The organism is Myroides sp. A21, assembly GCF_000807225.1.
Taxonomy (GTDB): Bacteria; Bacteroidota; Bacteroidia; order Flavobacteriales; family Flavobacteriaceae; genus Flavobacterium; species Flavobacterium odoratimimum.
Map to the genome: position 1 here is coordinate 1,703,581 of NZ_CP010327.1, position 25,915 is coordinate 1,729,495.

General features: G+C 34.8%; 25 protein-coding genes and 1 tRNA gene. 10 read left to right on the forward strand and 16 right to left on the reverse strand.

The genetic code is table 11. The annotated features are described in order from the left end of the window. Positions 1-105 precede the first annotated feature (105 nt). Positions 106-1,695, forward strand: coding sequence for a BCCT family transporter (locus tag MYRA21_RS07860; RefSeq protein WP_039328795.1), 1,590 nt, complete (start codon positions 106-108; stop codon positions 1,693-1,695). A gap of 2 nt (positions 1,696-1,697) precedes the next feature. Beyond that, positions 1,698-2,570, forward strand: coding sequence for a universal stress protein (locus MYRA21_RS07865; protein ID WP_006257477.1), 873 nt, complete (start codon positions 1,698-1,700; stop codon positions 2,568-2,570). Between the two features lie 36 nt (positions 2,571-2,606). On the opposite strand, the gene rsmG is transcribed toward MYRA21_RS07865, so the two are convergent. Next, positions 2,607-3,236, reverse strand: coding sequence for a 16S rRNA (guanine(527)-N(7))-methyltransferase RsmG (gene rsmG, locus MYRA21_RS07870; RefSeq protein ID WP_006257476.1), 630 nt, complete (start codon positions 3,234-3,236; stop codon positions 2,607-2,609). 114 nt (positions 3,237-3,350) lie between these two features. Here rsmG and MYRA21_RS07875 point away from each other — a divergent pair, with 114 nt between their 5' ends. Together MYRA21_RS07875 and MYRA21_RS07880 are read left to right on the forward strand one after the other, a co-directional pair. Further along, positions 3,351-4,541, forward strand: a complete 1,191-nt coding sequence (locus tag MYRA21_RS07875; protein WP_006257475.1) for a pyridoxal phosphate-dependent aminotransferase — start codon at positions 3,351-3,353, stop codon at positions 4,539-4,541. 92 nt (positions 4,542-4,633) lie between these two features. Further along, positions 4,634-5,212: a Crp/Fnr family transcriptional regulator gene (locus tag MYRA21_RS07880; protein ID WP_006257474.1), complete on the forward strand. Its 579-nt coding sequence runs from the start codon at positions 4,634-4,636 to the stop codon at positions 5,210-5,212. Positions 5,213-5,265: 53 nt separating this feature from the next. Here MYRA21_RS07880 and gpmI read toward each other — a convergent pair whose 3' ends face one another. Further along, complete coding sequence (gene gpmI, locus MYRA21_RS07885; RefSeq protein WP_039328796.1) at positions 5,266-6,783, reverse strand: 2,3-bisphosphoglycerate-independent phosphoglycerate mutase; 1,518 nt, start codon at positions 6,781-6,783, stop codon at positions 5,266-5,268. 192 nt (positions 6,784-6,975) lie between these two features. On the opposite strand from gpmI, the gene MYRA21_RS07890 reads away from it, so the two are divergent. Further along, on the forward strand, positions 6,976-7,719 hold the full coding sequence (locus tag MYRA21_RS07890; RefSeq protein WP_006257472.1) for a murein L,D-transpeptidase catalytic domain family protein: 744 nt from the start codon (positions 6,976-6,978) through the stop codon (positions 7,717-7,719). A 62-nt stretch (positions 7,720-7,781) separates the two neighbouring features. On the opposite strand, the gene MYRA21_RS07895 is transcribed toward MYRA21_RS07890, so the two are convergent. Beyond that, the gene (locus MYRA21_RS07895) at positions 7,782-9,305 is read right to left on the reverse strand and encodes a murein L,D-transpeptidase (RefSeq protein WP_006257470.1); all 1,524 of its coding nucleotides are present in this window, start codon (positions 9,303-9,305) and stop codon (positions 7,782-7,784) included. Positions 9,306-9,549: 244 nt separating this feature from the next. Between MYRA21_RS07895 and MYRA21_RS07900 the strand changes: the two genes are divergently transcribed. Continuing rightward, positions 9,550-11,427, forward strand: coding sequence for a TonB-dependent siderophore receptor (locus tag MYRA21_RS07900; protein WP_006257469.1), 1,878 nt, complete (start codon positions 9,550-9,552; stop codon positions 11,425-11,427). 172 nt (positions 11,428-11,599) lie between these two features. On the opposite strand, the gene MYRA21_RS07905 is transcribed toward MYRA21_RS07900, so the two are convergent. The 7 genes from MYRA21_RS07905 to MYRA21_RS07935 all read right to left on the reverse strand — a co-directional run bounded on the left by MYRA21_RS07905 (position 11,600) and on the right by MYRA21_RS07935 (position 17,987). Beyond that, the gene (locus MYRA21_RS07905; protein ID WP_006257467.1) at positions 11,600-12,250 is read right to left on the reverse strand and encodes a WG repeat-containing protein; all 651 of its coding nucleotides are present in this window, start codon (positions 12,248-12,250) and stop codon (positions 11,600-11,602) included. Between the two features lie 72 nt (positions 12,251-12,322). Beyond that, a complete protein-coding gene (locus tag MYRA21_RS07910) occupies positions 12,323-13,072 on the reverse strand; it encodes an SDR family NAD(P)-dependent oxidoreductase (RefSeq protein ID WP_006257466.1) in 750 nt (249 codons plus the stop codon). Positions 13,073-13,096: 24 nt separating this feature from the next. Continuing rightward, positions 13,097-15,427 carry a hypothetical protein gene (locus MYRA21_RS07915; protein WP_006257465.1) on the reverse strand — a complete coding sequence of 777 codons (2,331 nt, stop codon included), beginning with the start codon at positions 15,425-15,427 and terminating at the stop codon, positions 13,097-13,099. A 68-nt stretch (positions 15,428-15,495) separates the two neighbouring features. Beyond that, positions 15,496-16,068 carry a pentapeptide repeat-containing protein gene (locus MYRA21_RS07920; RefSeq protein ID WP_006257464.1) on the reverse strand — a complete coding sequence of 191 codons (573 nt, stop codon included), beginning with the start codon at positions 16,066-16,068 and terminating at the stop codon, positions 15,496-15,498. Positions 16,069-16,150: 82 nt separating this feature from the next. Then, positions 16,151-17,299: a glutathionylspermidine synthase family protein gene (locus tag MYRA21_RS07925; RefSeq protein ID WP_006257463.1), complete on the reverse strand. Its 1,149-nt coding sequence runs from the start codon at positions 17,297-17,299 to the stop codon at positions 16,151-16,153. 3 nt (positions 17,300-17,302) lie between these two features. After that, complete coding sequence (locus MYRA21_RS07930; protein ID WP_006257462.1) at positions 17,303-17,686, reverse strand: hypothetical protein; 384 nt, start codon at positions 17,684-17,686, stop codon at positions 17,303-17,305. Positions 17,687-17,693: 7 nt separating this feature from the next. Further along, positions 17,694-17,987 (reverse strand): hypothetical protein, encoded by a 294-nt coding sequence (locus tag MYRA21_RS07935; protein WP_006257461.1) that lies wholly within the window; start codon positions 17,985-17,987, stop codon positions 17,694-17,696. 246 nt (positions 17,988-18,233) lie between these two features. On the opposite strand from MYRA21_RS07935, the gene MYRA21_RS07940 reads away from it, so the two are divergent. After that, a complete protein-coding gene (locus tag MYRA21_RS07940) occupies positions 18,234-19,109 on the forward strand; it encodes an AraC family transcriptional regulator (RefSeq protein WP_006257460.1) in 876 nt (291 codons plus the stop codon). Between the two features lie 66 nt (positions 19,110-19,175). On the opposite strand, the gene MYRA21_RS07945 is transcribed toward MYRA21_RS07940, so the two are convergent. From MYRA21_RS07945 to MYRA21_RS07955, 3 genes are all read right to left on the reverse strand, one after another. Next, positions 19,176-19,246: transfer RNA gene (locus MYRA21_RS07945), tRNA-Trp, on the reverse strand. 51 nt (positions 19,247-19,297) lie between these two features. Then, a complete protein-coding gene (locus MYRA21_RS07950; protein ID WP_006257459.1) occupies positions 19,298-19,672 on the reverse strand; it encodes a DUF983 domain-containing protein in 375 nt (124 codons plus the stop codon). Positions 19,673-19,809: 137 nt separating this feature from the next. Next, on the reverse strand, positions 19,810-20,538 hold the full coding sequence (locus MYRA21_RS07955) for a hypothetical protein (protein ID WP_006257458.1): 729 nt from the start codon (positions 20,536-20,538) through the stop codon (positions 19,810-19,812). Between the two features lie 329 nt (positions 20,539-20,867). Between MYRA21_RS07955 and MYRA21_RS07960 the strand changes: the two genes are divergently transcribed. Both MYRA21_RS07960 and MYRA21_RS07965 read left to right on the forward strand, forming a co-directional pair. After that, positions 20,868-21,458: a cytochrome b/b6 domain-containing protein gene (locus MYRA21_RS07960; protein WP_006257457.1), complete on the forward strand. Its 591-nt coding sequence runs from the start codon at positions 20,868-20,870 to the stop codon at positions 21,456-21,458. A 412-nt stretch (positions 21,459-21,870) separates the two neighbouring features. Continuing rightward, a complete protein-coding gene (locus MYRA21_RS07965) occupies positions 21,871-22,719 on the forward strand; it encodes a WG repeat-containing protein (protein WP_235280050.1) in 849 nt (282 codons plus the stop codon). 3 nt (positions 22,720-22,722) lie between these two features. On the opposite strand, the gene MYRA21_RS07970 is transcribed toward MYRA21_RS07965, so the two are convergent. Genes MYRA21_RS07970 through MYRA21_RS07980 form a run of 3 tightly spaced genes read right to left on the reverse strand, consistent with a single transcriptional unit; the run spans position 22,723 to position 24,915 of the window. Continuing rightward, entirely contained in the window at positions 22,723-24,240 is a 1,518-nt protein-coding gene (locus MYRA21_RS07970) for an IS66 family transposase (protein WP_039328444.1), read from the reverse strand. A 49-nt stretch (positions 24,241-24,289) separates the two neighbouring features. Further along, on the reverse strand, positions 24,290-24,628 hold the full coding sequence (gene tnpB / locus MYRA21_RS07975; protein ID WP_082013829.1) for an IS66 family insertion sequence element accessory protein TnpB: 339 nt from the start codon (positions 24,626-24,628) through the stop codon (positions 24,290-24,292). Continuing rightward, entirely contained in the window at positions 24,628-24,915 is a 288-nt protein-coding gene (locus MYRA21_RS07980; RefSeq protein WP_039328445.1) for a hypothetical protein, read from the reverse strand. The genes tnpB and MYRA21_RS07980 overlap by 1 nt, the downstream gene beginning before the upstream one ends. 55 nt (positions 24,916-24,970) lie before the next feature. Here MYRA21_RS07980 and MYRA21_RS07985 point away from each other — a divergent pair, with 55 nt between their 5' ends. Continuing rightward, positions 24,971-25,732: a hypothetical protein gene (locus tag MYRA21_RS07985; RefSeq protein WP_235280052.1), complete on the forward strand. Its 762-nt coding sequence runs from the start codon at positions 24,971-24,973 to the stop codon at positions 25,730-25,732. Positions 25,733-25,915: the final 183 nt, after the last annotated feature.

The following is a 25,915-nucleotide window of genomic DNA, read 5'->3' on the forward strand; positions in this document are numbered from 1 at the left end:
AAAACTATTATCTTTTTGCTTTTATTATTTTTCGATTACTGAAAAATGATCCTTTTTTATCTTTAAAGTACTGGGTTATCATTATTAATTTAAATAGTATAACTCATGTTTAAAAAATTACTTGATAACAAAAACTTGGTGATTAATCCACCTGTTTTTATCACTTCAATATTATTAATAGTAGCTTTAATCTTAACCTGTGTCCTTTTTCCTGAAAAGGTAGGGGTATGGTTTCCAGCTGCCCAATTAGCAGTAACTTCTAACTTCGGTTGGTTCTTTGTAGTCACAGTGAATATTATTTTAATATTTGCCATCTACCTTGCTTTTAGTAAGTTCGGTAAGATACGGTTAGGAGGGGATGATGCAGAACCAGAGTTTACTAAGGCATCTTGGTTTGCCATGCTGTTTAGTACAGGTATGGGGATCGGTATTATGTTCTTTAGTATTGCTGAGCCTGTATCTCATTTCTTTAATACGCCTAGACCAGTAGATACAGACATAGAAGCTGCTGTACAAGCTATGCAATTTACGAGTTTGCACTGGGGATTACACGCTTGGGGTATTTATGCGATGGTTGGATTAGCTTTAGCCTTTTTTGGATTTAATAGAAAGTTACCTATGACCTTTAGATCTCTTTTTTACCCATTCTGGGGAGAGAAAATACATGGCTGGTGGGGACACATAATCGATATATTATCGGCTTTAGCTACAGTGTTTGGATTATCTACATCTTTAGGATTAGGGGTAATACAGATTACAGCTGGTTTAGAGTATTTATATGGTTGGGAGATAAGTCCTATGATGCAAGCAGGGATTATTCTGTTTGTGATTGGTATCGCTACTATTTCTGTTTTTTCAGGATTAGATAAAGGAGTTAAGATACTTAGTAATGCCAATATGTATATCGCAGCCAGTTTTATGTTGCTAATCTTTATTCTTGGGCCGACTCTATTTATCATGAAAGGGTATGTTGAGAATACAGAAGCGTACTTAGCTAATTTTATTGATATAAGTACATGGAATGATACTTACTTAGGTTCTGGCTGGCAGAATGTCTGGACTATATTCTATTGGGCTTGGTGGATTGCATGGTCTCCTTTTGTAGGAAGTTTTATTGCTCGTATCTCTAAAGGACGTACCGTGAAAGAGTTTGTATTAGGGGTATTGATTGTACCAGGGTTGATTACCTTATTATGGATGAATGTCTTCGGAGGTAGTGCATTGCACACTATTTTATCAGGTGATGTGACGATGATAGCAGCAGTTAAAGCTGATGTGTCTACAGCATTATTTGTCTTCTTAGAGAACTTCCCTTTTACTAAGTTCCTTTCTATTGTGGCGATTATTCTGATTTTCTCTTTCTTTATTACCTCTTCTGATTCAGGTTCATTAGTTGTAGATAATATTACCTCAGGTAGTAATGGAGAGTCTCCTGTGTGGCAGAGAGTCTTTTGGTCTTTTGCACAAGGGATTATTGCTATCGTATTATTATGGGGAGGAGGACTGGATGCGCTACAGACTGCGGTTATTATTACAGGACTGCCTTTTGCAGTGATATTACTGGTGATGTGTTATAGTTTACAAAAAGGGTTAAAAGAAGAGTTAGCTAAATCGTCTAAGAAGGCTAAGTCAAAAGAAGAAAAGAGCTATAAGGAGATTATAGCAGAACTATTAGATGAACCACAAAGCAAATAAGGATGGATAAAAATAAAAAATTAGATATAATAGTTGGTTTAGACTTGTCTACAATGGATCAATATCTGTTGCAATATATGCAAGTGCTAGACCAGATTTTAGATATAAATAAGGTAACGTATGTGCACAACCTTAAAGTAGGTGAGTTACCTAAGGAATTACTTAAACCAGAGAGCATTGTTGTTATTAAGGAGAAGATAAAGAATAAGCTTACTCAGTATTTCACAGAAGCAGGAGTGAGTTATGATTTCGAAATCTTGGTATCGGTAGAGAGTTATACAGAGATTGCTTTTATGAATATAGCTAAGAAATCTTCGTATGACCTGATGGTATTAGGTAATAAACAGGAACTAGAGGGTACTGGTGCCCTGGCTGATAAGCTGGTACGTATATTCCCTTCAGCATTATTATTAGTACCAGATACGTTTAAAGTACCAATCACAACAGTAATTGATGCGATAGACTTCTCTCGATATACGAGTGATATTATGATGTGGGCAGATCGTTTTAAGAATAATTCGAAGGGGCAAAAGATAGAGCATTCTGCAGTACATATCTCTAAGTCTTATATGGGGTTCTATCCTACGATGACGAATAGAGAATTAGAGAAAGTAACGAAGGATGATATCAAAGAAAAACAAGAGAAATGGAATAAGAAGTACGCTACTTATTCTGATATTGATATAGTGCCTGCTGGAGAGCGCAATATATCAGCATCCTTGATCGCTTATGCGCGCAGTAAAAAGGCTGATATGCTGATATTGGGAGTGAAGGGGACTACAGGATTTAAAGAGATATTCTTAGGTAGTGTGGCAAACCACTTGCTACACAGAAATACGAATACTTGCTTATTATTCGTTAAGCACAGTAAATAAAAGAAGAAGGGCTGTCTTATAGACGGCCCTTTCTTTTTATCCTTTATATTTTAAGGGTAAGTACACCACTTTTTTCGTTTCAAAGAATTCATCTGAGAAGATATTAGTCAGGTCAAACTGAACAGCTTTAGGGAAGTCCTTAAGCTCTTCTGTTAAGTCACCTCCTTTTAGGTATAATATACCATTGTCAAACTCATGCTTGTTTTCTTTCTTCGTTTTGTGTCTAATCCACTCTACGAAGTCAGGCATATTCGTAACAGCTCTACTTACGATGAAGTCAAACTTCTCGTCTATAGTTTCGGCACGTTTTTGTTCTGCTTTAACGTTCTTTAAGTCTAACGCTTTTACTACTTCATTAACTACGCGTATCTTCTTCGCGATAATGTCGATTAGGTAAAAGTTAGTTTCTGGATATAATATAGCTAAAGGAATACCAGGGAAACCTCCACCAGTACCTACATCTAGTATATTAGCTCCAGGAAGGAACTCCATAACCTTAGCGATACCTAATGAATGTAATACATGCTTCGTATATAGCTCATGTATATCCTTACGTGAAATAACGTTAATTTTAGCATTCCAATCCGTATATACTTCTTCCAATTTCTCAAATTGAGCAATCTGTTCAGGAGTTAAATTAGGGAAATATTTTAAGATTTCTTCCATGTCGTAAATTTTGACAAAAGTAGGCTTTTTATCGTGAATAAATAAAAGATAACACAGATTAATAGAGATATAATAATTACCTTTGGGATTAAGTTTCATTAAAATCACAACAAGATGAGCAACCAACTTCTATCTAATAGAATAAACAATTTGACTACTTCACAGACCTTAGCAATGGCTGCGAAAGCAAGAGAGTTAAAAGAACAAGGCGTAGACGTAATTAGTTTGAGTCTAGGTGAGCCAGATTTTAATGCTCCTGAGTTTATCAAAGAAGCTGCTATTCAGGCTGTAAAAGATAACTATAGTAAGTATCCTCCTGTAGAAGGATATAAAGAACTAAGAGAGGCAATAAGCAATAAGTTTAAGAGAGATAATAATTTAAATTATTCACCGAGTCAGATCGTTGTATCTACTGGTGCTAAACAATCGTTATACAATGTAGCTCATGTCATGATCAACCCTGGTGATGAGGTAGTAATTCCTGCTCCATACTGGGTGAGTTATGCTGAAATCGTGAAGATGGCTGAGGGTACTCCTGTAGAAGTACCTACTAGTATAGAGAGTGATTTTAAAATTACTCCTGAACAATTAGAAACAGCTATCACTCCTAAGACGAAGATGATATGGTTCTGCTCTCCATGTAATCCTAGTGGTTCTGTGTATAGTAAAGAGGAATTCGAAGCTATAGCTAAAGTATTAGAGAAATATCCAAATATCTTTATCTTATCAGATGAGATATATGAACATATCAACTTTACAGGTAATTACTGCAGTATCGGAACTATCGGTAATTTAATTGACCGTACGATTACTGTAAACGGTATTGCGAAGGCATTTGCGATGACAGGATACCGTATCGGATATATCGGTGCCCCTGAATTTATCGCTAAAGCATGTACTAAGATGCAAGGACAAGTAACGTCTGGTGCTAATAGTATTGCACAACGAGCTACTATTACTGCTGTAGAGGCTGACCCTAGCGTATTAAAAGATATGGTTGCGGCATTCAAGAATAGAAGAGATCTAGTAGTAGGGTTATTAAAAGAGATTCCAGGAGTTAAGATTAATATACCTGAAGGAGCGTTCTATGTATTCCCAGACATATCTTCTTTCTTTGGAAAGACACTTCAAGGTGTAAAGATTAATAATGCGGATGATCTATCTATGTATCTGTTAGAGAAAGCACACGTAGCTACTGTAACAGGAGTGGCATTCGGGAATCCTGATTGTATACGTATGTCGTATGCGACTAGTGAAGACCAGTTGATCGAAGCATTCAAAAGAATTAAAGAAGCATTAGCGTAAGTTATAATCGTTAAAAAAGCCTTAGTAATGAGGCTTTTTTAGTTATAATGAGCATTATTGTTTATTTTTATACTTTATAAAAGTTCGTCATCGTGGATATATTATTACAGAGTTTTGCTAAACATGTTTCTCTGACTAAAGAGGAACAACAGATTATATTAGAGTCATTTACTGTAACTCGTTACCCTGCTAAAACGAAGCTGTTAAGTGCAGGAGAAGTATGTATTAATTCTACTTTTGTCGTTTCAGGTATCGTACGAAACTATTGTCTAGATGATCAAGCAGTAGAACATACTGTTAGCTTTGCAGCATCTGGATGGTGGATAGCTGATATGTATAGTTATTTATCTCAAAAACCTGGTAACTCTTATCTAGAAGTAGTAGAAGATGCGATAGTAATGACTTTGAGTAGAGATCATCAATTAGCTTTGTTTGATAGAGTGCCTAAGATAGAACGTTATTTCAGAGTTCTTATAGAGAGGTCACTAGTGGCTACACAACAACGACTGATGGACAACTTATCACTACCTGCAGAAGAGCGTTATACACGCTTTTTAGAGCGTTTCCCTGAGATTAAGTATTGTCTGCCACAGAAGCAGATAGCTTCTTATTTAGGGGTTACTCCTGAGTTTTTTAGTAAAATGAAGAAAAAGATGCTTACAGGAAAGTAAATGTCTATGATATAAAATAGAAAAGCCACTCATCGAGTGGCTTTTTTTGTATATTATACTAGAGAGTGTCTAGTCATTTCTTCTGGTTGAGGTATGCCTATTAGTTTAAGAATAGTAGGAGCTAAGTCTCCCAGTACTCCATCCTTTACCTCTTTGATATCATTGTCTACGATAATGATCGGTACAGGATTAGTAGTATGTGCTGTGTTGGGAGTACCATCAGGGTTGATCATTACCTCACAGTTACCATGATCTGCTAACACTATCGTAGTGTATCCATTATCAAGAGCAGTTGTGATTACTTCTTTTACACATTGGTCTACTGCTTCGCATGCTTTGATTGCTGCTTCCATTACACCTGTGTGTCCTACCATATCTCCGTTAGCAAAGTTTAGACATACGAAGTCAGCTTCTCCTTTTTTCAATTCAGGAATAAGTGCGTCTTTAAGGTCATAAGCACTCATCTCAGGCTTAAGGTCATAAGTAGCTACCTTAGGAGATGGACATAAGATACGCTGTTCTCCATCGAATGGAAGTTCTCTACCTCCAGAGAAGAAGAAAGTCACGTGTGGATATTTTTCTGTCTCTGCAATACGTATTTGTTTTTTACTATGTTTTTCTAGTACTTCACCCAATGTGTTGTGTAAGTTCTCTTTGTCATAGACAACATGTACATTCTTATAAGTATCATCGTAGTTCGTAAGCGTTACAAAGTACAAGTCAAGTTTCTTCATGTCATGATCTGAATGATCTTCTTGAGATAATACACGTGTTAGTTCTCTTCCTCTATCCGTTCTAAAGTTAAAGAAGATCACTACATCGTCATTTTCAATCTTTCCTATCGGCTGATTGTTTTCATCAACCATTACAATAGGCTTAATAAACTCATCAGTCACATTATTTAAATAACTTGCTTCAATGCTTTTTACTGCATCAGTAGAGTGAATACCTGTACCGTTTACTAACAGATGGTAAGCCTTTGCTACTCTTTCCCAACGCTGGTCTCTATCCATTGCATAGTATCTTCCGATTACAGAAGCTAGTTTAGCAGTAGATAAGCTCAGTCTGTCTTGTAGTTGTTGTACGTGATTTGCACCCGATTTAGGATCTACATCTCGTCCATCTGTAAAAGCGTGAATACAGATATCTGATACTCCTGCAGCTGATGCTGCATCTACTAGACCATATAAATGTTGCTCATGAGAGTGTACTCCACCATCAGATAGCAGTCCTAAGAAGTGTACTTTTTTATTGTTTGTCTTTGCGTATTCGAATGCTGCTTGTAATGCAGGCTCTTTAGCAATAGTGTTATCTTCTACTGCCATATTTATTTTTACAAGATCTTGATAGACGATTCTACCTGCCCCAAGATTCATGTGTCCTACTTCAGAGTTACCCATTTGCCCTTTTGGAAGACCTACATTTAGTCCATCAGTAAGTACAAATGTATTAGGATATTTAGTATATAGACTGTCTATAAATGGCGTATTTGCGTGCTCGATAGCTGATACTTTAGGATCTTGAGTCTGTCCCCAGCCATCTAGAATCATTAATATTACTTTCTTATTCATAATAGTGAAACTTTAAATATTATTAGTTGTGTTATACAAATTTACGCATACTTATTCAAAAAAGGCAATGTTTGATTCTTGAAATAACGGCATTAAATATTTTTATTATTAAAAATTCCTTTGGTCGTATAATATTTTTTTTAAATTTACGTTTCTAAAATTAGAATTAAAGACTATAAATGAGAAGGTTATATGAAACAAAAGAATTTTTATTGGTTATTTGCCTCAATGGCATTTTTTGGGAATGTAGTAGGAAGTAATACTTTACCAACGTCGAATGAATATACAAATGTGATTGAAAAAACTGTAGATAACACAGTAGATTCTGAAGAATATAGTTTTGAAAGTACGGCTAAGAGTTTGTATTCTAGTTTAGAATTAAATCATTATAATGCTCCTGCTAGAGCAGTATATACTGCTGCACTGAAAGGGTATTATAAAATGCTAGAAACAGGTAAGATTAAGAATGAGAAGTTAACTATCGTTGACTTTAGTTTATCGTCAGCTAAGCCTCGTCTATGGGTAATAGATATGAAAGAGAATGCTGTTCTGTTACAATCACTTGTAGCACATGGCAAGAAGACAGGAGAAGAGTACGCGACTACGTTTTCTAATCGTGTGAACTCACATATGAGTAGTTTAGGATTTTATACAACGGGAGAGACATATAACGGAAGAAATGGATTCTCTCTAAGATTAGATGGATTAGAAGCAGGGATTAATGATAAAGCTAGAGAAAGAGCGATTGTAATCCATGGAGCGGATTATGCTTCACCTGATTTAGTACGCGCTCAAGGGAAGTTGGGACGTAGTTATGGTTGCCCAGCTGTGCCTGTAGAAGTAAATGATGATTTAATAGAAATGATTAAAGACAAATCTTTACTGTTTATTTATTATCCAAGTAATCAGTATGAGCTAAAGTCAAAATTTGTTTAGTAAGACCTTTTATATAAAGAAAAACACCCATTAAGATTTCATTCTTAATGGGTGTTTTTTTGTTATTGTAGTTTAGTGTATAAATCGTTATCAAACTTATAGACATCTCTAAACTGAGTTATCTTACCATTGTTATCTACTTGTATAGTCCAGTATAACTGATGGATGTGTACAGCCTCTTTACTAGTTGTGATATTCTTAGTATTTTGAGAATCAAGAATCTTTTTTATTTCTTCTTGAGAGATCTCATTCTGTTGTATATCAAATACAAATTGTGCTAGGTCAAAAGGATCTTCTACACGTATACATCCAGAACTTAAGCTTCTCTGAGCTCTATTAAAGTTAGCTTTATTAGGAGTGTCATGTAAATACACTGCGTGATTGTTATCAAACATAAACTTAATACGTCCTAATGTGTTACCTACACCGGCTTTCTGTACATATCTATAAGAAGAAGCTTTGCTAGAATCCCAGTTTTCTGGAGCTACTACTTTGCCTGTGCTCTTATCGTAGATTGTAAATCTAGCATTAGAGAAGTAACTTAAGTTAGCACTAGCTTTAGGTGTTAAGTCATTCTTTAGAATGGTAGGAGGAACTGTCCATGTTGGATTGATCACAATTGTCTTTAGAACTGAGCTCAGTATAGGCGTTTTACGACCTGTCGTACCTACGATTACCTTGTGTTGTTTTACAGTATCACCAGACTTCACCGCAACTAAACTATAATCAGCTATATTGATTAAGATATAGTTATCACCTAAATCTCTTGGGAACCATCTCCAACGTTCTAGATTGACTACTAGCTTTTCTTTTACAGTAGCTTCTTCTTTTAGGATGGCCTCTATTGTTTTCTTATCAGCAACACCGTTCTCGACTAGTTTACTATTTTTTTGAACTTGTTTTAAAGCAGTTACGACTCCTTCGTTATTGATAAAGTCCTTTGATAGGCTATCAGGGTAATAACTCAAGAAGTTTAAATGTTTTTTAATATTCACTAGCTCAGGTACTGTATCATTTAACTTATACTTAGCTGTCACAGCTTTGATTGTATCTTGATTCAGTTGATATAGGTTTGATAGTTTATTTTTTAGATTGACATATATTTTATGAGGTGATCTTAAACTATCAAAGGTCGTCTGTATTGTTCCTCTACTTAAAGCGAGTTGCATTGTAGCAGCTGTATTTAGCTCTTTTGGAAACATATCCCAGTCATTGTATAATCTTCTAGGATTTTGTACACCATTATACAAGTCTTTACTCGCATTAAAAAATGCCTTAGTGAACAGAAAGTCTGCTTGTACTTTATCTAGGTCCGATAGCCTTTGATAATCTTTGTGAAATTGATGAACTTTTTCAGTATTGTACTTTGAGTTGTTTATTCCATCTAAGTATGCTTCGTCAAGTACTTTTAGAAGTTGTTCTCGGTTACTTGTTCTTCCCCAACCGATTTGGTATAAATTTTCTACATAGAACTTTTGGATATCCTTTGGAAGACTAACTATAGATGCACTATCTACGTGTATCTTTATTTGATCCTCCATAGGGTCTACCTTGATGGTATCATTGAGAATCAAAGTTTCTGCCATAGTATTTGCCTTTTTACAAGAAGTAAGGACAAGTATACTCAAAAAACTGAAGATTAAATGTTTCATGTTTTTATATATTATACTGCGAATTTAATATAATATAGTGAATAATTTATTGTTTATTCTTAAAATGTTCTATAAACCTCGTTTTGGAGTACTGTAGGCCGGACTAGTTGTTATTTTAAAAGTGGACTAGTATAGAAGAGAGGAATAAGAATAGTTTTGCGTAAATAAACTACCTGAAATGAAGAATAATTATGTCATTTTAGCCTTGTTAAGTACTGTTTTTACTGTACAAGTGCAAGGACAAACTAAGACAGAAAATACCCTTGAAGATAAAATAGAAGAAATAGTAATCTATAATCAACGATTACAGTTGCCAAGTTCGCTGAAGAATAGAAATATTACATTTATTAATCAAGAACAGATAAAACAATTACCTGTGTCGTCTATTAATGAGTTGTTGACTTATGCTACTGGTGTTGATATTCGTCAGAGAGGTCCATTTGGAACACAATCAGACTTTAGTATTGACGGAGGTAGCTTTGAGCAGAATGTATTGTTGCTTAATGGACAGAAGATTTCAGATCCACAGACAGGGCATAATAGTCTTAACGTACCAATTCCTTTAGAAGCGATTGAACGTATAGAGATAGTACGTGGACCTTCTGCTCGTCTATATGGTGTGAACAGCCTGACAGGAGTTGTAAATATCGTAACGAAGAACCCTAAAAAAGATGGTCTTTTTGCTAATACGTATATCGGAAGTAGCTTAAAGAAAGATAAAGAAGGCGATCATGGAGAGTTATTTAATAACCGAGGTATTCAATTAGGAGGTACACTTGTACGCAAAAAAGATAATCATATGTTATTCGGTAGCCATGACTCAGGTAATGGTACTCGTTATAACACTGCTTTTAATAACAATAAAATCTTCTATCAAGGGAACTATACCCCTAATGAGAATAATGCTATTATGGTACTTGCAGGTCATGCTAGAAGTTCTTTTGGAGCAAATGGATTCTACGCAGCTCCTGGAGATAAAGAGTCAAAAGAAGTAGTATCTACATCAATGGTAAATCTGAGTTCACGTCATTATTTAACTGACCGTTTTACATTAATGCCTAGTGTAGCTTACAGATATAACTTTGATGATTATCGTTACTTCAGACATGAGTTAAGTAAGGCACGTAGCCGTCATTATTCACATGCGATTACTAGTAATATTAGAGGAGAGTACTTAGCAGATTTTGGTAAGATATCTTTTGGAGGAGAGATGAGGTATGAAGAGATTAACTCAACTAATATCGGGGATCACAGCAAGAGTAACTACGGATTGTACGCTGAGATACAACGTGAGTTTTTTGATCGACTAGATGTAAATTTAGGGGCTTATGTTAATTATAATACGAAGTATGGATGGGAAGTTTTCCCAGGGATAGACGCTAGTTATACCTTTAATGAACATTGGAAAGCGATGTTTAATGCTGGTACAGCAAGTAGAATACCTTCTTTTACAGATTTGTATTTAGATCAACGCCCTGGTAATATAGGTAATCCTGATCTATTACCAGAAAAAGCTTATCAGATAGAATTAGGAGGGAAGTATGTCAATAAAGGATTTAGAGCAGAGGCTTTTGCTTTTTACAGAGATATTGATGACTTTATTGATTGGATAAGAGTAGATACGACAGTGCCATATCAGCCATATAATGCTTCTAAGAATAAGACTAAAGGATTTAATACAGCTTTAAAGTATAAACTAGGATCAGAAAAGTCTTATTGGGACTTAGGATTATCATATACTTATTTATCTCCAAAAGTGGAGAATAAAGGAGAAGATAAGATCTCTAAGTATGCGATAGAGAGTTTAAGACATCAGTTAGTAGGAACTATTAATTATACTTATAATAACCTTAGTGCTACACTGGCTAATCGTTTTAACGAACGTATCAGTTATAAGAATTATTGGATTACAGACATAAGAGTAAACTATAATCTAAAGAAATATAGTATCTACTTAGATGCTCAGAATATATTTGATACTACTTATATAGAGGCAGGTGCAGTACCTATGCCGGGGAGATGGTTTATGTTAGGAGTGAAGTTTAATGGGCTTTAATATATAAATTGGTTAGTTGGAGTTTTCAGATGACTAAGTACTGTTTTGATTATCGTGGGGGGTAGTTTCAATAGTATGAATCAATTATTACAAATACTTAGAATACGCTTTTTTGCTATGAAATTCTAGTATACAGAAACGGTAAGCCTTGTACAGCTTACCGTTTTTTATTTTAATAAGATACCTTAGTTCCTTTTTTATCAATCGTAAAAGATTCAAACTTTAGTTCTACTTGTGCTTGTCCATCTTCGAAGTTACTAGCGTAGTCATATTGAAAAGGGATGACTACTCTTCCTTTGTGATCGATATAACCAAACAATTGATCTTTAGAAGCTAATGCTAATCCATCAGAGTAGCTTCCTACATAATCATATTGAGCAGAGATAATCTTTTTGCCTTCTGTGTTGAAGAATCCCCATTTGCCACCTTCTAAGAAGGCTATTTTGTACTCACTGCTCGTCTGTAGTTCTTCATAAGCAAAAGGAATAATCACTTCTCCTTTATCATTTATTGCGCCTTGGAAGTTGTCCATAGACACAATAGATATTCCTTCTATAAAAGATTCTATCTGATAGAAAAGAGGCTCAATGAAGATTTCATTCTTATTGGTTTTGATTCCAAACAACTCTAACTTCTTATCTTGATACCATCTTAAGTTGTTTTGAAACTTAAAGTCTGGGTCATTTTTTAAGTCGAGATAGACGGTGTCTAGTTTTACACTTTCCTCTAACTGTACATTGATGTGTGAGTAGGTACTTTTATAAGCCCAACTAGATGTGCAACTCAGCCCTAATAAGAGACTTATTGCTAAGATTTGTTTCATTCTAATAGAAGATTAACGTACTGTAATTCCTCTGCAAATGTATTAGTTTTGGGATGATTAATATGATAATTTTTACAATTTTTTATGAATGCTTGTTGCACCAGCTTGAGCCTTCGGAAATACTGTAATATCAGCTATTTGCACATGTTCAGGTTGGTTGACGATATAAGCTATAGCATTCGCTATATCTTCAGCTACTAATGGAGTATACCCTTCATATACCTTTGCTGCTCTATCACTATCTCCTTTAAAGCGGATTAGGGAGAAGTCTGTTTCTACTGCCCCAGGAGCTACATTAGTTACCTTAATTCCATCTGATAGTAAATCATATCTCAGTCCTTTAGAGAATGCCTCTACAGCAGCCTTAGAAGCGCAGTAGATTGTACCGTTTTGGTATGACTCTTTCCCTGCGATAGAAGATAGATTGACGATATGTCCATATTGTCTTTTGATCATAAGAGGAACAATAGCTTTAGTCACATAGATTATTCCCTTTACATTGATATCTATCATAGCTTCTAAGTCCTCTAGAGAAGCTTCTTGGAAAGTAGCTAATCCATGAGCATTTCCTGCATTATTGATTAGTACATCTATATCTTGCCATGCAGTCGGAAGAGAGGCTATTGCCTTAAATGTAGCTTCTTTATCACTCACATCGAAGGTTAGTGTCATCACTTCTGTCTGCTCTGCTAGTTCACGCTCTATGGCTGCTAAGTTCTCTTTATTTCTTCCACACAAGATTAGTCTGTGATTAGCAGCTAATGCTTGCGCTGTTGCTTTTCCTATACCTGATGTCGCTCCTGTAATGAATGCTATTTTCATATCTTTTTGTTTTGTGGTGTTGTACTATAAGACGGTTTGTTTTAAACCTTGCATTATGCATAACCAAAGATAATTGAAAAAAGACTTCTCTTGGACTCTATCTACTTTTTTAATATTAACTGTCTTGACTTCATCCTTAGTGTTCTTTCGGATAAACATATTCCCCACAGCAGATAAGAACTTTTTCTTTTGTTGCCCATCTTTCTTATAGATAGTTACTTTTAGATCCTCATATTGCATACCATAGGTTCCTGTAGCAGAAGTATTATTACCAGTGAAGTTAAAAGTGACTAGACTGATACTACCTTCTGTATTAGCCTTGACATACGGCTGTAAGAACGGGCGCATAGAATTAGCTGGGAAGTTCGTAATCTTACCTTGTATATTGAAGTTATCTCTTCTGTTAAGTACATTGAAAGACCAGTCCACACGCAGTGGAGCTGCATTCATAAACCTCGCATTGACAGCTATCGTAGTAGTAGGTACTTTAGTTACACCATATCCACTATATATATTCTTAATAGTCGCATTGAAGTTATGAAACATAATCTTACCTGGAGCTACCGCTTTAGGGTCAGTCTCTTCATAGACTAGTTTAGAGTTGCGTATTGCAACATTATTTACTTCTAATCCGAATTTTAGATCTCTTAGCTTTTTACTAAACATGGGCTTGATACTCATATTGAATGTAGGAGCCTTATCTCTAAAGATATTTGCATCAAGTTGATTGATGTTGATCTGTTCTGTTTTAAAGAGTAGTGTTCCTTTGGTATCGAAGTCATAGTTATAATTCTTTAGAGCTATCTCTTTGGCATGTAGTGTGAAGATATCATCTGCATATCTAAACATGCTTACTGTCTTCTTTCTAGAGTACTTTGGCTTCATATTGAAGTTAGCCAGTTTTAGCTCTTTATTATCGATAGATAGAGAGTCTACACTTATATCATAATATTTCTTCGTATCGTATGTAATCGCTCCAGAGGATAGCGTAGTCTTGCCATAAGTAAAAGGAATCTTATTTCCACCAGTATTTTTATCAATACGGATATCTGCTATCACAGCATTGATATTATTCACCTTTAAGCTGTTGCTATTTGTCTTTCTATCGTGTATTTGGAAAGCTGCCTTGCGCAGCACTAATGAATCTAATGTGATATAATCAGACAGTAACTTAGCAGTAGTCTTAGGTTTACTCTTTACATCATTAGGGGTATAGGTGATGACAGGAGAGTCTATCGCTATTTTAGCTACTTTTAGTTGTTCTCCTACCTTATTGTTGATATCCGTTAAGACTATATTGGTCTTAGACGTATTCCAAGTGTCTAATGCATCTAGTGATAATTTGTTAATCCTAATATCACCTATCTTCAAAGCAAATGGGACTAGTGCAGGCAATGTATCATATACCACTGCCACCTCTTGCTTTTTCTGCTTTTTAGTTTTTTTAGCAGGTTGTTTTTCTGCTACTTTGATATCTTGTTTGAGTTTGTTGTTTTTGATGGTGATCGCTGTAGAGTCTGTCTCTATAGAAGCAATGTCAAGGTAGAAGTCTTGCTCATTTTTATACCCCCAGTCTGTCCCAGTCAGCTTTAGCTGTGGAACATCCACAGACAATAAGTTCTTAGCTAATTCTTTTGACTCGACAGTCTCTGAGAAGGGCTTTACAGATAGCTGGTGCATCTTTAGCGCTGTTGGTTCTATGATAATCTTACCGATGGTGAACTTATGCCACTCATTCAGCTTACTATAGATAGAGTCTGTAGTCATCACATAAGAGTCATAACTAAAAGGTATTGCCTTCTCTACGACTTCTTCACCGAAATGTACTCCTCTGATTGTTGCATTGAAGTTGTAGACCTCATTTAGTCTTGTATTACTCTTTCTGTCTTTTATTAAGACATGAGCATGCTCTACGATAATAGATTCTATATCTATATCATTTTTTACGTTTATTTTAGCTTGCTTCTGTACGACACTATCTCCTTTAATCATCACTATACTAGGATGACTTAGTTTGATTTTGTTTGCACGTAGATTCTTGTTTTGTAGTAATTCTTTGATAGCTACCCCTTGAATCACTATTTTATCTAGTCTTGCACTGATATAAGTAAGATTAGGATGAGTAGTAGTATCTTTAGGAGTCACTGTGATTCCAGAGACAGTTAGTCTTCTTAATGCAGGGTAGTAGCTGATGTCCTCATACGCTAGATCATAAGGAGTATCATTCTTTTCTGCGATAATCTCTGGTAAGTGTTTATATATAAAACGGTTTAATGCATATCTCCCTATCTGATATAGCCCTAGTAGACTGACACCAACTATTAAAAGGATTTTGACACGTTTTGATAATTTCATTTTTTAATAAAGATAAATTAATACTTAAAAGTACTAATTTATCTTTATGTTTTTGTAATTATTATGAATTACTTTAAGACTAATTGATGCTTTGTTAGTAAACCAGCTAATCCGTCCATAGAGAATATTGCTTTTTTAACCTTAGTGAACTGTGGGTCTATATCATAGTTATAACTCGTATAGAAGTCCGCTTTCTCTGCATTAGCTTTGTGAAATACTGCACGGTGTAAGTTACAGTTGTCAAACAGTGCCATACTCAGATCTGTATCAGAGAAATCAGCACTGATTAGACTACAGTTAGAAAACAGTTGCTTTTTAAGCTTTAATCCATAGAACTGAGTTAATTCTAAATTACAATCTGTAAAGGTAAATTCGAATATAGTCTGGTCTATCATGGCGAAGTTTACACGTGTAAAGTTACAAGCTGTAAAGTTGACATTGCGAAGTCCTACATAGTTCACCTCTGCATCTTTAAAATTGCAGTTGATAAAATCACAGTCTATAAAAAGAGTAGCTAAGAATGAACAAGCGCTCAGATCACAGTTTTCAAACTTACAATTCTCAAATTCTTTAAATGAGATATCGTTATAGTTAAATGCAGTGTTACTGTATTGTTTGTCGTATATAAATTCAGGAGTCATCTGTCTGGTGTTAAAAGTTAGCTACCGTATATAGAACTTATCCATATACGGTAGCAAGATATAATATTATAAAGATTTATCCTTATGATTCTTCTATGATATGAGGTATAAATCTGCTTTTGTCTGTTGTGATTCGATTATTACTTTCTCGGAATGTAATACCACATGATTCTTGACCTATGATCCAGCTTCCGATAATAGAATATCCTGTTGACTCTTGGTGTAAGTGAGCTAACTCTTGACAGATATAGCCTTCTTCTCCATAATCTCCAGGAGTAGCTTCTACGATAGCTCCATGCTGGTATAGCGTTACATTAGCACCTTCTCTTGAGAGTAAAGGTTTCTTTACATAGTCACGCATCCCATTAGGTGTATCGAAGTAGGTCTCTAGTAGTAGTCGATGGTTAGGATACAGCTTCCACAGTACAGCCATGATAGCCTTATTAGATAAGATCATCTTCCATGACGGTTCTATCCAGTTCGCTTGTGCTTCGTCATTCGGTATATGTAGCGCAAATGGCTCATATACCAACCATTCCCACGGATATAGCTTAAATATATCTGTTATCGTCTCTTCTTCTAGGTCTGTAAAGTTCACCCCATTCCATCCGATATCATCTATGAAGATTAGCTTTGTGTTGATACCAGCTTGTATAGCAGTGTCTCTTAGGTATTCTATATTCGTTAGATCCTCTAAGGTCTCACGCATACAACTGAAGTGTAGTGTGTCCCCTTTAAGATAAGGCTTTAGATCACGCCATGAAGCGATTAATTGATCGTGTACAGAGTTAAACTGGTCTTTGCGTTCACCGAAGTAATGTTGCATCCATTGCCACTGCGTCACTCCTGTTTCATACAGAGAAGTAGGAGTATCTGCATTAAACTCTAATACTTTCAGTTGTTGTTTTTTCTCATCGAAGACAAAGTCAAAACGACCATAGATACTTGGAGCATCGTTCTCCCATGACTGCTTTATATGATCGTGAAAGAAGATCGGAATCTGAAATTGATCAAATAGATTATGTGTGATCACGTGATCTACTGCCTCTAAGCACATCTGCCATAGCTCAGTAGTGGCATTGTATATCTCATCAGCGAATGCTGGCTCTATACTGTAATAGTAGTGCTCTATCCAATAAGGGACATTATTCTCATCTGTGTGAAATCCAAAACCGTTGTCTTCTAATCTCTTTTGCCAATTTGCATCAGCTGTTAGGTATTTTATTCTCATAGATTATGAACTAACAGTAGATGACTTAGAAGTATTACCAAAGCCTCCTCTAGCTGACTTATGTGTCTTTACCGCATTAGATTTAGACGTATTCGTGCCTACATTAGCTTGGTGAGAGAGTCCATTACTAGCATATCCCATACCTCCACCCATTAGTGGTCTGAAGGCCATGTACCATAGTAGCGCACTCCCCATACCACCTCCACTGTGATGGCGTTGTTGGTTATATTGTTGAGTCACATCTGTATACGGTGCAGAGCTATCTGCTCTCATATATACTTTCTGTGCTTGTTCTTGTTCTTCTTGTTTATCAGGAGTCTTAGAGCATGAAGCTAATGCTGCTGTGATAAGTACTAGACTCACTGCTTTACTACTTTTTCTATTCATGATATTATTATTCTACAGTTACATAAATCGGCACTTTTACTAGAGAAGTAGGTTTAGTATCTCCCCATGCGCTTACTTCTTTTGCTGTTTTGATTGTGTCCGTTTTTTGTGTTACTAGTTGACCATTCGCCCATATTTTTTGACTTGTGATATGTAGGATACTATCTCCTGCTACTACAGACTTGATCGTTACTTCTCTTGCAGATTGTTTATCGATAGTCTCAAGATCTGTTTTTTTAGTTTCGCCACCTCCACATGAGGCTAGCCCTAATACCATAAGAATAGGTAGAATATATTTCATAACAATTATTTATTTTAACGAGTGCTAAAGATAGTAAAGTTTACTCAAAACTTTGTTTGTTGTACAGTAGACTTTTTGGATAATATTCACGCTTAGTTCTTGATCAAGTGTGTACTAGCGTATTATAGAGTCTATTTGTCTTTTAATTAGATAGTGTAGAGCAGTAGCTAGGACATAAGTCATTAGCATAAGAATTATTTAGTGTAAACTAAAAATGCTATTTTTGTTTGACCATATATTTGATTGATGAAAGATATTACTATTTTACAAATGCGAGATTTGACTGAGGAGGTTAAAGGAGCTGATTTTTATGCCAATACGATACCACAACACCTTATCACAAATCACAATCATGTGGAAAAACCACATCGACATGACTTCTATGTTTGTATGATATTTACGAAAGGATTTGGTACCCACGAGATAGACTTTCAGAGTTATGAGATACAGCCTGGTATGGTATTTATGCTAGCACCAGGGCAGACACATAGTTGGATCTTGTCAGGGGATATAGATGGTTATATCTTTTTTCACACTCAAGAGTATTTTGATCTATTCTTTGTCCGCGAGACGATACGTGAGTATCCTGTATTTAGATCAGCGTATTACCCGAACGGTTTTCTACTAAATGAAGAGAGTAGCGTATTAGTGGAGAATCTAATGAAGAGAATGACAGATGAGGTAAGCCAGCCCAACTGGAAGAAGAACTTCTCTCTCGTGAATTTAGCTTCACTCTTCTATATAGAATGCAATAGACAGCTACTAGAAGGGAACTCCTTTAGTGCTGTACCAAACTTGCAGTATAATCAACATCTACATCACTTCGAGAACCTATTAGAAAAGAACTTTCGCACGGAGAAGTCGGCTGCAGTGTATGCAGAATGGATGAATATGACACAAAAGCATTTAAATCGCGTGTGCAAGACGTTATTAGACAAGACTACTACTGATATCATTATAGACAGAATCGTCTTAGAGGCTAAGCGTATGCTTATCTATACAGGCAAAAGCTTTAGTGAGATCGCTATGATGCTAGGATACGATGATTATTCTTACTTCTCTAAGGTGTTTAAAAAGAGAACTGGTATCTCTCCGAAAGAGTTCCTTAAAAAGTATGTGTAAAATAAGAGAATGATATAAAAATAAAAAGCTCCTTAATGTAAATATTAAGGAGCTTTTTTTACGCTGCACGGGTGGAGGGATTCGAACCCCCATCAACGGTTTTGGAGACCGCTATTCTACCCTTGAACTACACCCGTTTCTCTGTTAGGTGGCGCAAATATAATAACTTTTATTTTAATAAACCTAGACTATTGCTCATCTTTTTTATAAAATAAATTTAACCACATGATTCGAGATAAGCGATAGTTAAATGTCCACAGAATAAAGATTACAAAGACAATTGCAATAAAGGCGTGTAACATCGTGATATTCAAATCAAATAAGTGATTGATGATAAGACGAAGCACCATCACTGTTACCATTTCAGCAACTGTAAGTGCATAACTCATATACATAGCCCCAAAATAAAATCCTGTTTCTCTATGGAAGTTATATCCACAAGATCCACACTCTTTCGTCATTTTCGGCATCTTAAATGTAATCGGATTTCCTTTGTCATGGAATATGTGCTCTTTACCACAGTTAGGGCATTTTCCACTAATAACTTTGCTGATATAAGACATAATTTATTTTTTATGCAAAGTAACTTAAAAAAACTGAAAGCTTTGCGCTTAATATACTTGTATTTTGGTAGTATTCGGACATTATGGCTGTTAAAGTACCTTAATGTATTTAAATAATACAAAAAAAAAGAAGGAGATTAATACTCTCCTTCTTCTTCTGATGTTATTTCTTCTGTCTCATTAGAATATTCTTCTTTTACATCTAAGTATTCTAATGGATTCGCTTGTGTCGGTTCATTGTAGTAATCGTCGTATTCTTTATATAAGTTCGCGATTTCTTCTAATGTTAATACTTTATCTCCCTCTTCACCTTCTTCTTCTACAGCTTGGTTGTATTTTTTGTAGATACGAAGTTTATCTGCATCGTATTGTTTTCTCACTACATTTCTACTCGCGTAGTACAGTTTACGATCTTTGCTGTACTTTCTGTATACTTCTTTTAGTTCTGCTTTATAAGCTGAGTCTAGTGCAGCCATCTCCGTTTTTAGATCAGTGCTCTCTTCTTCACTAGCAGCTATTTCTTTTTTAATTACATTCCAACTTTCTAATTGGTCTTCATTCAGTGTTCTATTTACGAAGTTGTCATAACCAGCGAATAATTGACGTTGGTGCATGTTCTTTTCTACCTCCTGCATCTTTGTTTTAGAATTCAGATTCTGTAAGTCACGCTTAATGTATTCATTTTTGATTGTCAAGGCTCCTACCTGTTTTTGAGTTAATTTAAGCTCATCTTTATTTGATAGAATTTGAACAATGTCTAGGTACTCAATCTTCTTCACAGGTTCTTCCTGTTTTTTAGATTTTCGTTGACCATAAGAAGTACTAATTGACATTAGTATTACAAACAAGAGTAATATCTTTTTCATTCCAATTTATTTTTGATTCAATAACAATTTGTTTTTCACTCTGCAAATTTAAGATAAATATTAATATTTTATTTCAAAAAAATATTGCAGACTAACAAACATACTTTAAAAAATAGACATAATAGAGTTAATCCATTTTTTCTGCATTTTATTAGCTAGATATATAACGGATGGTATCATTTGATATTGTATAAAAAGCCATTTTTTTTACTTTTTTCAAATTATGTTCACTTTTGTTTAGAAGTTATTGATTGTTATTTTTATATTTGATTATTGTAGTTATTTTAAATTAACATATTTGGTAATTTAATTTTATTAAAAGTATTAAAATGAGAATGAGAGGTGAGTGCTATAGCTTGGCATTTCGGGTTTTGCACTGGAGTATAGCATTCGTGATGCTAGGTATGCTTATCACTATACTGCTGCGTTATACCTGGCTGAATAAAGAAGGCATGAGTGAAATCATTATGGAATATTGTACTTCTCAGGAGGTTAATATGACTAAAGAGAAAGCCATCGTACTCGCTAAGCGGTTACGTGCTCTTATGTGGGAGTGGCATGTCTACTTGGGTTATACCTTGATGGGATTAGTATTCGTGAGAATCATACTAGGGATGATGGGTAGAGTACCGTTTTTAAATCCGTTTAAGAGAGGAATTATACTTAATACACGTATTAGAGCAGTTATATACTTAGTGTTTTATGTCTGTGTGGTTATCTCTATAGTATCTGGAGTCGTCTTAGCATTAGATATCGAGACAGCTTATAATAATGAAATAAAGAGTATTCATTTTGGCTCTATATATTACTTCGTGACATATTTAGTTATCCATTTTATCGGAGTACTATTCGCTGAGCTGAGTTCAGATAATGGGATAGTCTCTCGCATGATCAATGGGAAGAGTAAGTATGACCTATAACTATAGAGCCGTCTAATGATATATTAGGTTAGTGTAAATGTGTTTTGTTGAAAAGCATCTGTAGTCATACAGATGCTTTTTTTATAATTCTAAATCATTGGTTTGTTTTGATTTTGTTCGGAAAAACACCCCTTTTACCGAAGGATTACCGAACATGACCCGAACCATTCCCGAACAAAACTTAAATAAGAAAAAAGTTTTCTAGTGTAGATAAGGGATGTCGAATAAATGTAGTTGTCATAAAAATCAAATAGAGCTTTTATAGTCAAATGAGGGCATTTGTGTAAGGAGATGTAGCTATTATAAATGGTAAAATAGTAAATAATGTATTTCTTAGCAGAGTACATTGATTTATGTATAAAAACTGTATTGTTTTATTTTTTAAATATTTAATTGTTATTTTTGTTAAAAAATGAAAAATATACTTATCGCTTTTGTAATGCTGTTTAGCACTCTAACACATGCACAAAAATTTTTGAACAAGTACAAGAAAAAGTACGAAGTTGTGGTTGTTGAAAATAGCTATCTCGTTATATCTAAAGGGGATGATCACGGATTTAAAATTCTTAATGAAGAAGGTAAGATTGTTTTGGAAGGCGATAGAAAGACAATTGAAGGGTTCAATTATAATCCAGATAATCAGACGTTATTGTATTTAACGGGGCCAAGAGTTCCTGGTTATTTGTGTGGAACCAGTAAAAAATTAAATGTTTTAAATTACTACAATTTTAAAACTAAAGAAATTAAACAGTTTCCCTATCCGGTAGATTATTTTACAAAAATTCAAGAGAAAAATTATTTGATCTTTGCTAATGAATCTAATACGAAATTGGGGTTGATCGACCTTAATTTAACAGTTTTATTAAAACCAGTATATGATGAACTGTATCCTTTTTACAAAGATTTGCTATTTGTTAGTAAAGACAAGAAAAGTTTTTTATCTGATTTAACAGGAAAGAATGTTCTCGGGGAGGAGTTTGCGAGTTTATCAAGTAAAATGTATCCTATCAAAGATATGAAGTGTCTTGTAGCTTCTCGTGATGGACAACAAAAAGGATTATTCGATATCAATAGCAAAGAAACAGTGATCCCTTTTGAATATAAGTCTATTGGGCTTTATAGTTCAGAGTATAATTTAATCGAATTGCGTAAAGATAAATACAATTATTTGGCAAATTTGGATCGATTGACAGAAGTAGAGATTGATGAATCTTATAAAGTAAATGTATCCACCCGAGCAAGTACATCTTGTAGTGTATGAAAATTATCCTATAAGGTCTTTGTAATTATGAGGATATAGGTCTGTAATGTTCTTGTGGTTGATGGATTGAATATTTTCAAGAACATATTTTAACCATTGGTATGGATTAACGTCGTGCTTTTTACAGTTAGCAAAAAACGTATAGGCCATAGCAGCTCTTTGTGCAGCATCATGAGAACCAGCAAAGAGATAGTTTTTACGCCCAAGTGCTACAGGTCTGATTGCGTTTTCTACAAGGTTGTTATCTATCTGTAAGTTCCCATTGTATAAATATGCACTTAGGTTATCCCATCTAGTTTGTGAGTAAGCAAAAGCTTTACCTATTTGACTTTTAGGTAAAGTTAATTTCATCTGAGTAAACATATATTTACCAAGTTCATTGATGATTGGTAAACTCTCTTTCAGACGAAGCTCTTTGATTTGATCAGGAGTTAAGTTTTGTTCTTTAACCTGTCGTTCCACAGCATATAGCTTCTGTATTTCTACAAGTACATGTTGAGCTCTTGTTTTATCATTGTCTAAAGCTCTTTCAAATTCACGACGAGCGTGTGCCCAACAGCCAAGATGTGTGACACCTGACTTATTCCCATAGGCTTTATATCCCGCGTAACCATCGGTTTGCAGATATCCTTTGAAGTTTTCTAATATAGGTAATGCAGCACTACTGGCACGAGTAGGACTGTAATTAAACATCACGAGTTTGGATATAGGTGCGTGATATACCCAGTAATAGCCTAAATGAGATTTGTCTTTCTTTTTCTCATCTAAGACTTTGATGGTGGTTTCATCAACTTGAAGATAACCTTCATTTTTGATGTCCATCACAAGCTTTTCATATAGTGGTTTTAAAGCATCCATACATTGAGCTGCCCAGCCATCTATAGTAGAAGAAGCTATATCGATATTTTCTCTTGAAAAGCGTTGCTTCTGACGGTGTAGTGGAAGATGATCTACATACTTGTCAACAAGTATTGTAGATAATAATCCTTCAGAAGGTATTCCTTTATCTATAATTCGCTCTGGAAGCAGTGCAATACTGATTTGCGTATTGTCTTTGTCTTTCGTGGCGTATTTATATCGGATGTAACGTTTTATTTTAAAGTAACCTGGAACATAATCTAAGACATCTGTAGTTTCTTTGCCAATACAAATCTTATCAGAAAAATCTCCCTCTGGGTAGATTTCTATTTCTTCTACAGGTAAATGATCGGGTAGTTTAGCTCTTCCTGGATGTTTTTTCTTCTGGCGAGAATAAGTGATCTCTTGTTTGATTACCTCTTCTTGTTCTTGCATAACTTCTGGCTCAACATCTAAAGGTAATTGAGTCTGATTAGGATCTTCAAAGCGCTCTCTGCTTTGACCAAACTTCATGCGTTGAAGTTGTTTGAACAAATATTCATACTTAGTAGCTTTTTCCTCTAACTTAATGTTCTCTTGTTCTTGTTTAGAAATAGTTTTTGACTGCTGTTTTATAAGCGTCAAAAGTTCTTGTTTTGATAAGTTTTCAAGGTCTATTTCCATGAAGTAAATATACGACAAAAGCCACATTTACACAAGGATTCAAGAGTATTTACTTCATAGAAAACCGTCTTTTTTGACTACTTTTTATTACTTGGATTCCTTCAATCATAAGCACCAAATCACTCCAACTTATTTGTGACTTGTTATGAGAAGGAAAGGCAAAAGTTCCTTGTTCTAATCGCTTGTGATATAACACAAATCTGCCTGTTTCCCAATGCAAAAGCTTCATCTGGTTACAGCGACGATTGATAAAGACATAGACACTTCCATTGTGAGCTACTTGATTCAATTCGTTTTGAACAAGACCACAAAGACTATCGAAACTCTTGCGCATATCGCATGCTGATTTATATAAATAGAATTGGTGGCTACTACTCAGACTAAACATTACACAAGGTTTACTAATGAATAAAGATCACTTAAGTCTTTCGTTTTTACACGAAGCTTCACTCCATTAGGATACACGATTTCGTATTCTGTACCTTCTGTTTTCGATGTTTTACCTATTGCTATAAAGTTACTTGCTCCATCTTCAACTGTCTTATTCTTATATTTTACTACCCAATAGCTAAATGTCGCCAGGTTAATTCCTGCACTTTCACAATACTTTGATTGTGTTAATCCACTTGCTTTCCAATCCTCTACATGAGAGTACATAATTTCTTGTTTGCTCATCTCTTTATTATTTCAAGCAAACTTACTATCTTACATCATGTTATGAAACATGTAGTTGCTCGGGCGGATACAAGTAAATAGGTTTAAAACGATTCAAACATTTAATGGAAATCTGATATATGAAACTTCAGAATATATCACAGATGAGAAAGGTGCGACGAGTGAGTATCTCAATTATATTTATAAAGGAGCGTATTTATTTGAACCAGGAGGGGCTGTAAAAGTAACTTATTCGAATATAGAAAAAGGTTTTATCTACGGAATTTACAATGAAAATAAAGCTTTGATGTTTTATGATCTCAACAAAGAAAAATTTATTTTTTCTCAAGCTGATAAAATATTGCCGAACCATCAATTGGAAAATGTGGATTACTTTAATACTAAAGACAAAAAAGAGTATCGTTATACCTTTATAGATCCCTCTAATAGGAAGCTAAATTTTCTTTTTGATGAGCACAATGAGTGTTTGATGATGATTCAAGGGACTGCTACCAAGTTTGTCCTTGATCCCGATACAGATGAAGTACTATATGAGACAATTCGCAGAGAAGGTCAGTCCCAATATGTTTCTATTTATGTTGACTGTGTAAATACAATTGTTTTCAATAAAGATAAGCGAACTTTTTTTTATGGGGTTGACACAGATAGAAAGTTATTTTATACTTCAGAAACTGTTACTAGGCAAGAGAGCAATGGAGATAAGTACTATCCGCGTACGCTGAATAATATGTATAGCATCAAATCGTACTACAATGGGAAGGGTGAGCTTGTAGATAAAGAAGAAAGGTACGAAGGAGAAAATACACGAGATTATTAGAGTATTGACATCTAACTGCTATTTTGTGTAGTTTAGTAAAAAGTAAGGTATAAAAAAAGCATCTATTGAAAAATAGATGCTTTTTTTTGTGGTCCCACCTGGGCTCGAACCAGGGACTTGCTGATTATGAGCCGGAGAAATGAATGTTGTATTTAATTGCATTTTGTTTCAAACTAACTGATT